Here is a 15,006-nt window from a genome sequence, read left to right as displayed (position 1 = left end):
GTCGGTCAATTCGCCGACACCTCGGTGGCGACCCGCAGATCCACCGCGCCCCCGGCCTTCCCGTCCAGCGCCAGCAACAGATCAGCGACGTACTGCAACAACTGCACGTCGCGCACCCGATCGGCTCCGACGCTGTCGTGCACCCGGGGCAGCGGCAACTGCACCACACCGCTGGCGGCCTTGTATCCCGCGCTCGGGTAGATGCGCTTGAGCCGCAGCTGTTTGGAATCGGGCAGGTTCAGCAGCGGCGATACCTTCAATGTCGTTCCGGTGACCGCGATCTCGGTGACACCGTACTCGCGCGCCAGCAGCCGCAGCTTCGCCACCGACACCAGGCGCCCGACCTCGACCGGCAGCGGCCCGTATCGGTCGACCAGTTCCTCGACAACCGCGGCCAGCGCCGAATCATCCTGCGCAGCGGCCAATTTGCGGTATGCCTCCAGCCGCAGGCGATCGCTGGCGATGTAGTCCGGCGGGATGTGCGCGTCCACCGGCAGGTCGATGCGGACCTCTTTGACCTCCTCGGTGGTGATGGGCTTTCCGTCGGCGGCGGCCCGATACGCCTCGACCGCCTCGCCCACCAGCCGCACGTACAGGTCGAAGCCGACGCCCGCCACGTGCCCGGACTGTTCGGCGCCGAGAACGTTACCGGCGCCGCGGATCTCGAGATCCTTCATGGCCACGGCCATACCCGCGCCGAGGTCGGAATTCTGGGCGATGGTCGCCAACCGGTCGTAGGCGGTCTCGGTGAGCGGCTTCTCCGGCGGATACAGGAAGTAGGCGTATCCGCGTTCCCGGCTGCGACCGACCCGGCCGCGCAGCTGATGCAGCTGGGACAGGCCGAGCGCGTCGGCGCGCTCCACGACGAGGGTGTTGGCATTGGAGATGTCGAGACCGGTCTCGATGATCGTCGTGCACACCAGCACGTCGAATTCGCGCTGCCAGAAGCCCTGCACGGTCTGTTCGAGCATGTCCTCGTTCATCTGGCCGTGCGCGACCACCACCCGCGCCTCCGGAACCAGATCGCGAATCCGCTTGGCGGCCTTGTCGATCGAGGACACCCGGTTGTGCACGTAGAACACCTGGCCGTCGCGCAGCAGTTCGCGCCGGATGGCGGCGGTGACCTGCTTGTCGTTATAGCCGCCGACATAGGTGAGCACCGGGTGGCGTTCCTCCGGCGGGGTGAGGATCGTCGACATCTCACGGATGCCCGCGAGGCTCATCTCCAGGGTGCGCGGAATCGGCGTCGCCGACATGGTGAGCACGTCGACGTGCGTGCGCAGCGCCTTGATGTGTTCCTTGTGCTCGACGCCGAAGCGCTGCTCCTCGTCCACGATCACCAGACCGAGGTCCTTCCAGCGCACCCCCGTCTGTAGGAGCCGGTGCGTGCCGACCACGATGTCCACCGACCCGTCTGCCATACCCGCGAGCACCTCGCGCGATTCGGCCGGGTCGGTGAACCGCGACAGTCCCTTCACGGTGACCGGGAATCCGGCCACCCGCTCGGTGAAGGTCTGGAGATGCTGTTGGGCCAGCAGGGTCGTCGGCACCAGCACGACCACCTGTTTGCCGTCCTGGACCGCCTTGAACGCCGCGCGCACCGCGATCTCGGTCTTGCCGTAGCCGACATCGCCGCAGACCACGCGGTCCATCGGCACCGGTTTCTCCATATCGGATTTGACCTCGGCGATGGCCGTCATCTGGTCGACGGTCTCGGTGAAGGCGAACGCGTCCTCCATCTCCTGCTGCCACGGGGTATCCGCGCCGAACGCGTGTCCGGGCGCCGCCTGCCGGGCGGCATAGAGCTGCACCAGTTCACCCGCGATCTCACGAACGGCCTTGCGGGCCTTGCGTTTGGTGTTCGCCCAGTCCGAGCCGCCGAGTTTGGACAGGCTCGGCATCTCCCCGCCGACATAGCGCGAGAGCTGATCCAGCGACTCCATCGGCACGAACAGCCTGTCGCCCGGCTGACCGCGCTTACCCGGCGCGTACTCGATGACCAGGTACTCCCGGCGCGCGCCGCCCACCGTGCGCTCGATCATCTCCACGAATTTGCCGATGCCGTGCTGGTCGTGCACGACCATATCGCCCGCGTTGAGGGCCAGCGGGTCGACCTGATTGCGCCGCTTGGCGGGCAGCCGTTTGCCCTCGGCGGGCGCGGTGACGCGATTGCCGGTGAGATCGGATTCGGCGACCACGACGAGTCCGGCGTCGTCGAAGACGAGTCCGTCGTGCAGCGAACCGCAGAGCACCCCCACCACACCCGGCTCGGGTTCGGCGCCCGGCGCGAGCACCCCCGCCGGAACGTCGGCGTCGGCGAGCCGCTCCAGAATGCGCGCGGCCGTACCGTGACCGGCTACCACGACGACCGCGCGAGCGCCGGTGGCGACGTGGGCGCGCAGCGAGGCGAAGATGGTCGCCACCAGTTCGTCGGACCCGCGCGCGGCCGGACCCGCCAGCATCGGCAACACGACCTCGGCCGGGTCACCCGAGGTCAGAGGGCTCAAGGTCCACCAGGGCAGGCCCTCGCGGTCGGCGCTTTCACGTATATCGGAGAGTCCGCGATAGCCGGAGGCGGCCAGATCGAGCCCGTGCCCGCCGAGCGGCGCCGCGCCGCCGAAGGACGCCGCCGTCCACGACGCCTCCAGGAACTCCTCGCCGGTGCGCACCAGGTCGGCGGCACGCGTGCGGATCTTCTCCGGATCGCACAGCAGCAGATGCGCGCCCCGCGGCAGCACCTCGGTCAGCAGCCGCAGCTCACCCGGTTGCAGAACCGGCAGCAACGCCTCCATCCCGTCCACCGGAATACCCTCGGCCAGCTTCTCCAGCATCTCGACCAGCGCCGCGTCCGCGGCGTTGTCCGCCGCCACGGCCGCCGCCCGGTCACGTACCGCGTCGGTCAGCAGCAACTCCCGACACGGCGGCGCGGCCACCACATCCACCGCGACATCGGTGAGCGAGCGCTGGTCGGCGACCGAGAACGGCCGCAGCTCGGTGATCTCATCACCCCAGAACTCCACGCGCACCGGATGATCCGCGGTGGGCGGAAACAGATCGAGAATCCCGCCCCGCACGGCGAACTCGCCACGCTTACCCACCATGTCCACCCGCGTATACGCGAATTCCACCAGCCGCGTGAGCAATTCGTCGAAATCGAACTCCGCGCCGACGCGCAGCACGATCGGCGCGATATCCCCCAGCCCCGCCGCCATTGGCTGCATCAGCGACCGCACGGTGGTCACGACCACCCGGAGCGGATCCGGGAAAACGGGGTCACGCGGATGAGCCAGACGCCGCAGCACCTCGAGCCTGCGCCCGACCGTATCGGCCCCCGGGGAGAGCCGTTCGTGCGGCAAGGTCTCCCACGAGGGGAATTGCGCGACGCCGCCCCCCAGCATCTCGGTCAGCTCGACCGCGAGATCGTCGGCCTCCCGCCCCGTAGCCGTGACCACCACCAACGGCTGTTTCGCCGCCACCGTGGCGGCCACGAACGGCCGCGCCGCCACCGGCGCGACCAGTTCGACCGAGGACTTGCCCACCAGGTCGGAGACGGTCCGCAAGCCGATGTCGGAGCCGGCCACCGTGGCCAGTCCCGCGAGAGGTGGACGGTGGGACGACATCGACTACTCCTGCGACGAGGCGGTGGTTTGATCAGCCAATCGAGTCTAAACACCGGCCGCGACCCGACCGCCGCCCCCACCATCGGTACCCCGGCCACCCACCCCGGCCCCAAGCGCGAACCAACACCGAAAGATCACCCCAGCCGCACCGGCCGATCCTCCCGCAACCCGACAGCGACCCCCACGAACCCGCCGCGCCAGAAGCAAGACCACAGCCACAATTCGCAGCCCCCTCGCGTCCGAGCAGCCGAGACAAAGCAACGAAGGCGCGAGTAACGACCACTCGGACGCGAGACATAAGGGGCCGCGAACCCCGCCGTGCCGAAGGCACGGCCAGAGATCCAGTTCGCGGCCGTCTCGCGTCCGAGTGGTCGAAACGATGCGACGAAGGAGCAAGTATCGGCCGCTCGGACGCGAGACCCAAAGGGCCGCGAACCCGCGGCGCCGGAGGCGCCGCCAGTATTACGGCACGTATCTGCGGAGCCTTCGGGCTGCGAATTCCCGGAAGTACGAGAGCTTCTCCCCGGGGACGAGGGACGGTAGCAGGAAATACCAGGCCCGTTCCATGCGGGTCGCCATCTGGTCGATCGACTCGGTGCCGACCGCCACGATGTGCACGCCCGCGGTGATCTCCTGGAGCAGCAGACCGATCACATCGGGATCGAGGTCGGCTTCCAGATCTCCTTGTGCGATGGCGCGTTCGGCGAGCAACCGGTAGGTGTCACCCCATGTCTTGGCGATGTTCTCGCCCTGGGCGCCCTTGAAATCGCCGATTTGATGGGTGAGCTTGAGCATCGCTCCGACCATCGGATCATTCATGGATAGGTCCGCGACCACGTAGGTGATCCCGATGCACGCTTCGAGCGCGGGTACCCGTGGATCGAAGAATCCCTGGCACGATCCGACCAAGCGTTCGTTGCCCTGGTCGACCACCGCACGGGCGAGTTCTTCCTTCGACCCGAAGTGAAAGTACAAGGCGCCCTTGGTCACGTTCGATTGCGCGATGATCTCGCTCAGGCTCGCGTTCGCATATCCCAAGCGCAGAAAGACATCGGCAGCGCCCGCGAGGACGGAGTCGCGCGTGATCTCCGCGCGCGCTTGCCTAGCCATCAGATCCGCCTGTCATTTCCTGAAACCAGCCATCCTGAAGTAGACCGACATCCCGAAGTAAGACCGACACACCGCCCGAACAGCACCCAGAGGATGCGTGAACGGTACCATCAGGCGGTCGTGCGTTAACCAATTCGAGCATTCGGCCGGGCCTCCATCGCAATTCGCTGGTTAACAATCTCGGTCAATCGGTGGCGGCCGTCGGCCATTCCGAGCTGAGTTGCGGGTCCGCTTCGAGGTGGCTGAGCCCGTTCCAGCACAGATTCACCAGATGTGCCGCGACAACCTCTTTCGACGGTGTGCGCGCATCCAGCCACCAGGTCGCGGCGGTGGAGACCGTACCGACCAGACCTTGGGCGTAGAGCGTGGCGAGGCCGGTGTCGAGGCCGCGGCGGCCGAAGTCGCCCGCGAGGATGTGGGCGACCTGGTTGACGGCCTCGTTGAGCAGGCTCGAGTAGCGCCCGTCGTCGGTGGCGACGGGCTGGTCGCGCACCAGGATTCGGAATCCGTCGGTGCGTTCCTCGATATAGGTGAGCAGGGCCAGCACGACCTGTTCCAGGCGCACCCGGGACCGGTTGCGTGTGAGCGAGGAGGTGATCATGTCGAGCAGCATCGACATCTCGCGGTCGACGACGACGGCGTAGAGGCCTTCCTTGCCGCCGAAGTGTTCGTACACCACGGGTTTGGAGACCTGGGCGCGTTGCGCGATCTCCTCGATCGAGGTGGCTTCATAGCCGCGCTCGGCGAACAGCGCGCGTCCGATTTCGATCAGTTGCCTGCGTCGCTGGGTGCCGGTCATCCGCGGCCGCGGCGGTGTCGCGCCCTTGCGTGCGCGCTCGCTCGCGGGCGGGTCGGCCGACTCGACTCCGGTGTCGGGGTCGGGCCTGCTCCGCGCCGGTCCGGGCGAGTTACCCATGTGCCTTCGGGGTCGGTCGCGGCTCGGGGAAGTGTGTTGCGCGCATATGTGCCTCCCTGCACGGACGGTACCGTTCCGAGACAACTGTTCCGGACAGCTCCTGGCGGCGCCTCGCCACCCCGTCCACTCACCGGCGAGGCAATCGATCTCACGTGGTCGGTCGGCGGGAAACCGGCTCGTGGGCGTACTAGCTCGACGTGGGGCGGGGTCTCGTGCGAGGATTCATGCCGTGCCGTGCGCACAGCGGCGGGTTGCGCCAGATCCGCCGGTGTGACGATCCGCCGTAGTGTAATGGCAGCACCTCTGATTTTGGTTCAGATAGTTCAGGTTCGAGTCCTGGCGGCGGAGCACATCGGCACGATGGCCTATCGTTGGCCGCGCACATCGCTGACCTCAGCACAGCGCTGACCGAATACGAAGCCGCCAACACGATGAACAGGCAGCCGAGGGAGATCCATGCCACAGCAGACCGCCGTCGTCGTTCTCGCCGCCGGAGCCGGGACGCGAATGCGGTCGAAGACACCCAAGGTGTTGCATTCGCTGGCCGGTCGGAGCATGCTCGCGCACGCGTTGCACGCGGCGAACGAGATCGACCCCGCGTATCTCATCACCGTGGTTGGCCACGATCGCGAACAAGTGGGCGCCGCCGTTGACGCGGTGGCCGCCGATCTGAGCCGCGAGATCACGCCCGCGCTTCAGGAGCGGCAACTCGGCACCGGCCACGCCGTGCAGTGCGCGTTGCAGACGCTGCCCGCGGATTTCTCCGGCGATCTGCTGGTGACTTCGGCCGACGTGCCGCTGCTCGACGGGCATACCCTGAGCGCGCTGCTGGACGAGCACCGCAGCTATCCCGAGCGTTCGGCGGTGACCGTGCTGACCTTCGTCCCGGAGGACGCCAACGGCTACGGCCGGATCGTGCGCGATGCCGACGGCGGTGTGGTCGAGATCGTCGAGCACGCCGACGCGACGCCGGCGCAGGCCGCGATCACCGAGGTCAACTCCGGTGTCTACGCCTTCGACGCGCGGGTGCTGCGCACCATGATCGGGCGGCTCTCGACCGCCAACGCCCAGCACGAGCTGTATCTGACCGATGTGTTGCGGCTGGCTCGGGAGGCGGGCCATCCGGTGCACGGCGCGCGCCTGGTGGATGCGGCCAAGGTCACGGGAGTCAACGATCGCGTGCAGTTGGCGCAGGCCACGCGCACGCTCAATCGCTACATCCTCGAGCGCCACATGCGTGCGGGTGTGACGGTGATCGATCCGGCGAGCACCTGGGTCGACGCGGGGGTGCAGATCGGCCGGGACGCGGTGCTGCGTCCGGGGGTCCAGTTGTTGGGCACGACGGTCATCGGCGAGGACGCCGAGGTGGGGCCGGATTGCACGCTCACCGACGTGCTCGTCGGCGACGGGGCGAAGGTGGTGCGCACGCACGGCGAGGGCGCCTCGATCGGTCCCGGTGCGACCATCGGCCCGTTCGCGTATCTGCGGCCGGGCACCGTGGTGGGCGAATCGGGCAAGTTGGGCGCGTTCGTGGAGACGAAGAACGCCTCCATCGGCGCGCACTCGAAGGTGCCTCATCTCACATATGTGGGTGACGCGACCATCGGTGAACACAGCAACATCGGCGCGTCCAGCGTGTTCGTCAACTACGACGGGGTGCGCAAGCACCACACCGTCGTCGGCTCGCACGTGCGCACCGGCAGCGACACCATGTTCGTCGCGCCGGTGACCGTGGGTGATGGGGCGTATACGGCTGCGGGTACTGTACTGCGCAGAAGCGTTCCGCCCGGCGCACTCGCGGTGTCCGGCGGGCCGCAGAAGAACATCGAGGGCTGGGTGCAGCGCCACCGTCCGGGGACGGATGCGGCGCGGGCGGCGGCGGCAGCGTTGTCGACGGCCGACGAACTATCGGGTCGGGTAACAGAGCAAAAGGATGGCAAACAGTAGTGACCGCGTCATGGATCGACAACCAGAAGAACCTGATGCTCTTCTCGGGACGCGCTCATCCTGAGCTGGCCGAACAGGTCGCGAAGGAACTCGACGTCCACGTCACCCCGCAGACCGCGCGCGACTTCGCCAACGGCGAGATCTTCGTCCGCTTCGAGGAATCCGTCCGAGGATCGGATGCCTTTGTCCTGCAAAGCTTTCCGGCCCCGTTGAACCAGTGGCTGATGGAACAGCTGATCATGATCGACGCGCTCAAGCGCGGTTCGGCCAAACGGATCACCGCGGTTCTGCCCTTCTACCCCTACGCCCGCCAGGACAAGAAGCACCGCGGCCGCGAGCCCATCTCTGCCCGCCTGGTCGCCGATCTGCTCAAGACCGCGGGCGCTGACCGCATCATCACCGTCGACCTGCACACCGACCAGATCCAGGGCTTCTTCGACGGACCGGTCGACCACATGCACGCGCAGTTGCAGCTGGCCGAGTACATCCGCACCAACTACAGCCTCGAGCACATCACGGTGGTCTCCCCCGACGCCGGTCGCGTGCGCGTCGCCGAGAAGTGGGCCGACTCGCTCGGCGGCTCCCCGCTGGCGTTCATCCACAAGACCCGCGACCCGATGGTGCCGAACCAGATCAAGGCCAATCGCGTGGTCGGTGAGGTCGAGGGTCGCACCTGCATCCTGATCGACGACATGATCGACACCGGTGGCACCATCGCGGGCGCGGTCAACGTGCTGAAGGCGGCGGGCGCGGGCGACGTGGTCATCGCCGCGACCCACGGCGTGCTCAGCGATCCGGCCGCCGAGCGGCTCGCGAACTGCGGCGCCAAGGAGGTCGTGGTGACCAACACCCTTCCGCTGACCGAGGAGAAGAAGTTCCCGCAGCTCACGGTGTTGTCCATCGCGCCGCTGCTGGCACGTACGATCCGCGAGGTCTTCGAGAACGGATCGGTCACCGGCCTGTTCAACGGCAACGCCTGAGCGTCCGAGCGCGCGGCGGCCCTGTCGTAGCGGTGATCGGATCGCCGGATCGAGCGGTGACTTCTGCCAGCGCTGCGACTGCGAGCGAATTCGGGGAATACTCGAACTATGGACCGTGAATCACTCGATATGGATATGGGCGACGACGATCAGGCCGACGAGATCCGCGAGTACGAGCGTGCCGTCGAGAATCCACCCCGCGACCTGCGCATTCCCTACCGCGAGAACGAAGACGACGGCCGACTCGGCATCGATGACGAACTCCGCCAGGAGTGGACCCCCGCCGCGCAACGCGCCGAGGACGCCAAGGAGGACGACCGTCCCGCCGAAGTGGCGGCCATGGAGATCGTCGACGACACCGACCTGTAGACCGGACGCCGCGTTGTCGGCACGCACCGATACGGCCGGTGTCGCGAACACCGGCCGTATCGGGGTACGACCTGCCGTCCGACGGGCCGGTTCGACCGCACGCGGGCCGAGCTGTGATCCACTTGGCGATGTGCTCACCACCGACCCGCACCGAGAATTCGCGCGATGACCACACCGTCCGCTCCGGGTGACAGCCCGCCGCCGGATCCTCCGATGCTGACCGTCGTCGCGTTCGTGTGCGCGGCACTGGCGCTGCTGCTGTGTCCGATTCTGTTCGGGCCCGCGGGGATCGTGTTCGGACTGCTCGCCGATCGCAAGCACGAGAAGTACGGCAGGTGGGCGGCGCTGCTGTCCGCGGTGGGGTTGATTCTGGGGCTGATCCTCAGTCTGATCGTCTACAACCGTTGAGTCATCCCAGGTGCATGGCGGTGGCGGCGCGGCGGAGCTTGCCCGACGACGTCTTCGGCAGCGCGCCGGGACCGAGGATCGTCACGCTACGCGGACGCGCACCGACCTCGGCGAACACCTCGTGCACGATCTCGCGCTCGATGCGCTTGACCGCGTCGGGGTCGCGGTGGTCGTTGGACTCCACCACCACCGCGAAACTCTCCCGCTTCTGCCCGGCGTCCAGACGCACGGCGACGGCGTTGCCCGCACGCACGCCGCGCACCCGCATGGCGGCCCGTTCGATATCGGTCGGGTAGATATTGCGTCCGCCCATGATGATGACGTCCTTCATCCGGCCGCACACCACGATCAGACCGTCCTCGGTGAAGTAGCCGATATCACCGGTGTCGAGCCAGCCGTCGGCGTCACAGGCGGGACGGAAGCCGTCCACGGTCACGTATCCGGCGGTGACCGCCGGGCCGCGCAATTCGATCACACCCACCGACCTGGTCGGCAGCGGTTGGCGCTCGGGGTCGACGACCCGGCCCTCTAGGTGGTCGACGAGGTAGCCGAGGGTCGGCAGACGCCGGGTCGAGACGTGCCCGGCGTGCTCCTCCGACACCGGCACCGCCTTGCCGAGCGCCTCGAGCAGATCGGCGTCGACGACGTCGAGGACCATGCCGAGTCCGGGATCGGGCACCGACACCGCGAGCGTGGTCTCGGCCATGCCGTAGACGGGGGTGAGCGCCATCGGGCTGAGGCCGAAGCGCTCACCGGCCGCGGCGAGCCGGTCCATGGTGTCGGGATCGACCGGCTCGGCGCCGTTCCACATGTAGCGGACACTGCTGAGGTCGAGTGCGCCCTCGGGCGCCTGCGCCAGACGGCGGGCAAGCAGCGAGTAAGCGAAATTCGGTGCGGCGGTGACGGTTCCACGATACTTGCCGATGAGTTCGGCCCACAGCAGCGGCCGGGTGAGGAAGTCCAGCGGGGTCACGCACACAACTTCGGCGCCGAATTGCATGGGCACGCTGAGGAATCCGACCATGCCCATATCGTGGAACAGCGGCAGCCAGCTGATCATCACGTCGTGGTCGAGCCGGAATTTCACGCGGTCGAACATGGCGTAGGCGTTGACCCAGAAATTCCCGTGCGTGATCCGCACCGCCTTCGGCGAGCCGGTGGAACCGGAGGTGAGCTGTTGCAGGGCGATGTCTGCCTCGCCGGTGGGCACCGGATCGATAGCGGGTCCCTCGCCCAGCAGATCGATGCGAACGACGATGATCCCGCGCTCGCGCAGCAACGGTTCGGCCGCCTCGAACGGTGCGCCGAGGACCACGGCTTTCGCCTCGATCATGTGCAATACGGTCTCGGTGTCGCGCGCCCACGCCATCAGGTCGGTGCGCGGGGTCGGCTGATGCAGCATGGTGATGGACGCGCCGCGCATCCAGATGGCCTGGCACGCGGGCGCGATATCGGCGGGCATACCGGCCAGCACGCCCACCGCGTCACCGTGGCCGATTCCGGCCTCGGCGAGTCCGCCCGCCATGTGACGGGCGATATCGTGTATCTCACCCCAGGTCCGTCGAACCGGTGACGTGGGCTCCCCGGTGACCAGACCGCGCGTGCTTGACCGCGCCGTCGCGTACATCTCGTCGGTGAACCTGCTCATATCCGATTCCTCCGTGCCGACCGTTTGCCGGGCCCTACGCCTCCGACCTGTTCAATAATCCCGCTGATCAGGGCCGCTGTTAACCGGTTGCGTAGGACTGCGGAGAATCGGCGGTACGACCCGCCCGGTACGCCGAGGTCTTCGACGCGAAGCTCTCAGCCGTGAGCGACGACAACGATCAGCGCGCGTTTCCGGTCGGGGGTCGAAGACGGGGCGGAAGAGGTATTCGGGTGAGGTCTTCGGCGATGACGAGGTCTCCGTCGTAGTGGCGGGCGGCTTCGGCACGGTGACCGTCGAGGGTGCGGTAGCGCTGGGAGAAATGGGTCAGGACGAGGGTGCGGGCGCCCGCTTCGGCGGCCACCCGGGCGGCTTGGCCCGCGGTGAGGTGGCCGTATTCGGCCGCCAGCTCGGACTCGGCGTCGAGGAATGTCGCTTCGATGACGAGAAGGTCTACGCCGGAAGCCAATTCGTGGACGCCGTCGCAGAGTCGGGTGTCCATGACGAAGGCCATCCGCTGGCCGGGGCGGGGTTCGGTGACCTCGTCGAGGGTGATGGTGCGGCCCTGGTGAACCACCGTGCCGACGCTTTGCAGTTCGCCGACGGCGGGACCGCGTAATCCCAACGCGCGCAGGCGTTCCGGCACGATGCGGTGGCCGTCCGGCTCGGCGATCCGGTAGCCGAACGCCTCAACCGGGTGGGAGAGCGGCACCGCGGTGAGGGTGAACGGCGCTCCGGTCGCCTCCACCGGGCCGGACGCGGCGATGGGATGTGTCCGCAGTTCGACGGTGCGGTTGTAGACGGTGGCATTGCACAATCGCTGGAAGTACACCTCACCCGAGGCGGGGTAGTACACGTCCACCGGATGGGGCACCCGGTCCAGATTGATCCGCTGGACGATTCCGGGCAGGCCGAGACAGTGGTCACCGTGGAAGTGGGTGAGCGCGACGCGGGTGATGTCGGTGGCCGAGACGCCGGCGTATGCCATCTGCCGCTGGGTGCCCTCACCCGGGTCGAACAGCACCCCCTCCCGATCCCACCGCAGCAGGTAGCCGTTGTGATTGCGAAGTTTGGTCGGCACCTGACTCGCCGTGCCGAGGACGATGAGCTCACGCTGGGACATGTTGGTTGCGACCCGTTCCGCTACAGGGCCGCGACGGCCGCGAGGAATCGATCGAGTTCGTCGAATTCGACGAAGCAGTGCGGCGAAGCCCGCACCACCGAGTCCAGCCCGCGCGAGGTCATGTCGAGCAGGGTGGAACCGGCGTGACTGACGGTCACGGTGATGTCGTCGGCCGCAAGCCGGTCGCGCACCGATACCGAGTCGACGCCGTCGACGGTGAAGGACACGATGCCACTGTGCCGGATACCCAGGTCGCGCACGGTCACCCCGGGTATCTGCGGCAACTCCTTGCGCAGATGTTCGGCGCGCGCGGCGATGGCGGCGTAGACCTCCTCCGGCCCGAGGTCGAGCAGGTAGCGCACGGCGGCGCCGAGGCCGAGACGGGCCGCGACATCACATTCCCAGAACTCGAAGCGGGTGGCGTCGGGCGCGAGTTCGAATTCGTCCGGTCCTGTCCACGCGGCGCTGTGCAGGTCGAGCCGTTGCGGCGACATGGTCCGTGCGAGTTCGGGACGCACGTAGAGGAATCCGGTGCCGCGAGGTCCGCGCAACCATTTGCGTCCGGTGACCGAGAGCGCGTCGACATCGAGTTCGACCACGTCGATGGGGATCTGTCCCGCCGACTGACAGGCGTCCAGCAGCACGAGCGCACCCACCGAACGCGCGATCCTGGTCGCTTCGGCGGCCGGGTTGACCAGTCCACCGTTGGTCGGCGCGTGCAGCACCGATACCAGCGCGACCCGTTCGTCGACCATCGCCGCGAGTGCGTCGAGGTCGATCTGTCCGCTGTGGTCACTCGGTATGCGTTCCACCCGCGCGCCCGTCGCACGGGCCCGCTGGAGCACCGCGATGGCGTTGCCGGCGTAGTCGGACTCCGAAATGAGGATGCGGTCGCCCGCGGCCAGCGGGACCGAGTAGAAGAAGTCGGTCCAGGAACGGGTGGCGCTGTCGCTGAGCGCGATGCTGCCGGGCGGCGCGTTGAGCAGTTCGCCGATGGCCGTCTTCACCGCGGCGAGGTCGTCGAGTCGCTCGGCCGCGGCGCGATAGCCGCCTATTTCGGCCTCGCGCCGCAGATGCCCGACGACGGTGTCGACCACGGCGCGCGGTGGCAGCGAGGAGCCCGCGCTGTCGAGGAAAACCATGCGCGGATCCGAGTCGTAACCTGGGGTATCGGCTCGCACGCGCGTCACGTCCAGCATGGCATCGACCCTAGCGTGTCGTGATCATCGATACCCCGGCCCAGTGCGCCGATCCGTTCGGCTGCCGGTTTTTGTCGGACCCCCTCGCTAGGCTGGTTTGGTCCGGTGCGTGCGCAAGCGCCCCTGACCGCTGCAACTACAGGACCGCTGCAACTACAGGACCGCTGCAACTACAGGACCGCTGCGACACGAGTACGCGAAACACACAATCAGGCGACAGGCAAGATGACCATCGAACGCGCGGGACGCATCCGGCCGTTCGAACCCGACAGTACGACCCACTCGAGACGAGCTATTCGGCGTTGGTGCCACGGACCGCTGTCCGGGGCGCGAACCCACGGTGGAGGTTGACATGGCGGTCACGCTCGAACATCCGGAATCGGCAGATACGGCCGCGTCGTCGGAGGGACTGTCCTCGCGTGCCGCGGCCGAGGCATATGTGGGGGGCGTCTGTTTCAAACTCGGTCCACCGACTCTGATCGGCGCGGAAATCGAGTGGCTCACGGTGCAGACCGGGCCTTCCGCGCAGGGTGCTTCCCCGGGCGCGGCCCCTCGCCCGCATCCCGCCGCCTTGGCCGCGGCACTCGGACCGTACGCACCGCGATCCATCGCCCCGGATTCACCGGAGCTGGCCCTGCCGGGAGGAAGCCGGGTCACCGCCGAACCCGGCGGCCAGATCGAACTCTCCAGCGCCGCCCTTCCCACCGCCGCCGACCTGTGCGAACGCCTCGCCCGGGACACGCGCCTGCTGCGTGACCTGATGGCCACCCGCTCGATTCGCATGATTTCCGGCGCCGCCGACGCCGAGCGTCCGCCCGAACGTCTCCTGCCGCTCCCGCGCTACCGGGCCATGGAGAACTCCTTCGACGGTATCGGCCCCTTCGGCAAGCTGATGATGTGCAATACCGCCGCCACCCAGGTCAGTGTGGACGCGGGCGCCGACGCGGCGGAGGTGGCCGCCCGCTGGCAGGCCGCGCACGTGATGGGTCCGGCGCTGGTCGCCGCGTTCGCCTGTTCCCCGGTCCTGTGCGGTGCGCCCGCGGGCGAGTGGGCCTCGCAACGTATGCGCACGTGGTTGCGGCTGGACAACGCGCGCACCCGCCCGCCCGCCGAGGACTGGTCCGACCCCATCGCCGCCTACGCCCGCTGGGCACTGGACGTGCCGCTGTTGTGTGTGCGCCGCGCCGAATCGAGCGCGGATTGGACGCCGCCACCGTGCGCCACCTTCTCCGACTGGCTGACCGGCGCACTCGACGACGAGGTAGGCCGCAGACCGGATTTCGCCGATCTCGACTATCACCTGACCACCCTGTTCCCGCCGGTCCGCGCCTCGGGACATCTGGAGATCCGCTATCTCGACGCCCAGCCGGACGAGGTCTGGGCCGTCCCGGTCCACGCGATCGACGCACTGCTTTCCACTCCGCGCGTCGTGGCGGAGGCGACCGAGCTCGCCGACCCCGTGGCGGGCCGGTGGCTGGAGGCGGCAAGGCACGGACTCGCGGATCCGCAGATGCGCGCCGTCGCCGCCGATCTACTCGACCTGGCTGCCGCGCACGCCCCGACCGAACGGGCCGCGGCCGAGTTGGACGGCGCCGCGCGACGCTGTCGAGGTGGACACACCCCGACCGGAACGCGGGCGTGAACCGGACAGCGTCCGGGTCCCGCACGGCCCGCACCCGGACGATTCGC

The 15,006-nt window shown here is 68.0% G+C and carries 11 protein-coding genes and 1 tRNA gene; 6 read left to right on the top strand and 6 right to left on the bottom strand.

Going from position 1 to position 15,006, the window contains the following annotated elements; all coding sequences use genetic code 11:
• Positions 1-5: 5 nt before the first annotated feature.
• From mfd to APZ21_RS27730, 3 genes are all read right to left on the bottom strand, one after another.
• Positions 6-3,620 (bottom strand): transcription-repair coupling factor, encoded by a 3,615-nt coding sequence (gene mfd / locus APZ21_RS27740; RefSeq protein WP_054816202.1) that lies wholly within the window; start codon positions 3,618-3,620, stop codon positions 6-8.
• Positions 3,621-4,082: 462 nt separating this feature from the next.
• A complete protein-coding gene (locus APZ21_RS27735; protein ID WP_054816201.1) occupies positions 4,083-4,730 on the bottom strand; it encodes a TetR/AcrR family transcriptional regulator in 648 nt (215 codons plus the stop codon).
• 184 nt (positions 4,731-4,914) lie between these two features.
• Complete coding sequence (locus APZ21_RS27730; RefSeq protein WP_054816299.1) at positions 4,915-5,529, bottom strand: TetR/AcrR family transcriptional regulator; 615 nt, start codon at positions 5,527-5,529, stop codon at positions 4,915-4,917.
• 394 nt (positions 5,530-5,923) lie between these two features.
• Between APZ21_RS27730 and APZ21_RS27725 the strand changes: the two genes are divergently transcribed.
• The 5 genes from APZ21_RS27725 (at position 5,924) to APZ21_RS27705 (ending at position 9,350) form a co-directional block, all read left to right on the top strand.
• Positions 5,924-5,994: transfer RNA gene (locus APZ21_RS27725), tRNA-Gln, on the top strand.
• A gap of 108 nt (positions 5,995-6,102) precedes the next feature.
• Positions 6,103-7,593, top strand: a complete 1,491-nt coding sequence (gene glmU / locus APZ21_RS27720; protein WP_054816200.1) for a bifunctional UDP-N-acetylglucosamine diphosphorylase/glucosamine-1-phosphate N-acetyltransferase GlmU — start codon at positions 6,103-6,105, stop codon at positions 7,591-7,593.
• A complete protein-coding gene (locus APZ21_RS27715; protein ID WP_054816199.1) occupies positions 7,593-8,573 on the top strand; it encodes a ribose-phosphate diphosphokinase in 981 nt (326 codons plus the stop codon). The genes glmU and APZ21_RS27715 overlap by 1 nt, the downstream gene beginning before the upstream one ends.
• A gap of 108 nt (positions 8,574-8,681) precedes the next feature.
• Positions 8,682-8,942, top strand: a complete 261-nt coding sequence (locus APZ21_RS27710; RefSeq protein WP_054816198.1) for a hypothetical protein — start codon at positions 8,682-8,684, stop codon at positions 8,940-8,942.
• 165 nt (positions 8,943-9,107) lie between these two features.
• Entirely contained in the window at positions 9,108-9,350 is a 243-nt protein-coding gene (locus APZ21_RS27705; protein WP_054816197.1) for a hypothetical protein, read from the top strand.
• 1 nt (position 9,351) lies between these two features.
• On the opposite strand, the gene APZ21_RS27700 is transcribed toward APZ21_RS27705, so the two are convergent.
• The 3 genes from APZ21_RS27700 to APZ21_RS27690 all read right to left on the bottom strand — a co-directional run bounded on the left by APZ21_RS27700 (position 9,352) and on the right by APZ21_RS27690 (position 13,317).
• Positions 9,352-10,998 (bottom strand): fatty acyl-AMP ligase, encoded by a 1,647-nt coding sequence (locus APZ21_RS27700; RefSeq protein ID WP_054816196.1) that lies wholly within the window; start codon positions 10,996-10,998, stop codon positions 9,352-9,354.
• Positions 10,999-11,176: 178 nt separating this feature from the next.
• Entirely contained in the window at positions 11,177-12,118 is a 942-nt protein-coding gene (locus APZ21_RS27695) for a ribonuclease Z (protein ID WP_054816195.1), read from the bottom strand.
• A gap of 20 nt (positions 12,119-12,138) precedes the next feature.
• Positions 12,139-13,317, bottom strand: coding sequence for an aminotransferase class V-fold PLP-dependent enzyme (locus APZ21_RS27690; RefSeq protein ID WP_054816194.1), 1,179 nt, complete (start codon positions 13,315-13,317; stop codon positions 12,139-12,141).
• A gap of 352 nt (positions 13,318-13,669) precedes the next feature.
• On the opposite strand from APZ21_RS27690, the gene egtA reads away from it, so the two are divergent.
• Positions 13,670-14,959 carry an ergothioneine biosynthesis glutamate--cysteine ligase EgtA gene (gene egtA / locus APZ21_RS27685; RefSeq protein WP_054816193.1) on the top strand — a complete coding sequence of 430 codons (1,290 nt, stop codon included), beginning with the start codon at positions 13,670-13,672 and terminating at the stop codon, positions 14,957-14,959.
• The last annotated feature ends 47 nt before the right edge of the window (positions 14,960-15,006 follow it).

This window comes from Nocardia arizonensis, assembly GCF_001310275.1.
Lineage (GTDB): Bacteria > Actinomycetota > Actinomycetes > Mycobacteriales > Mycobacteriaceae > Nocardia > Nocardia arizonensis.
This window is presented reverse-complemented; position numbering and strand designations above follow the sequence as displayed.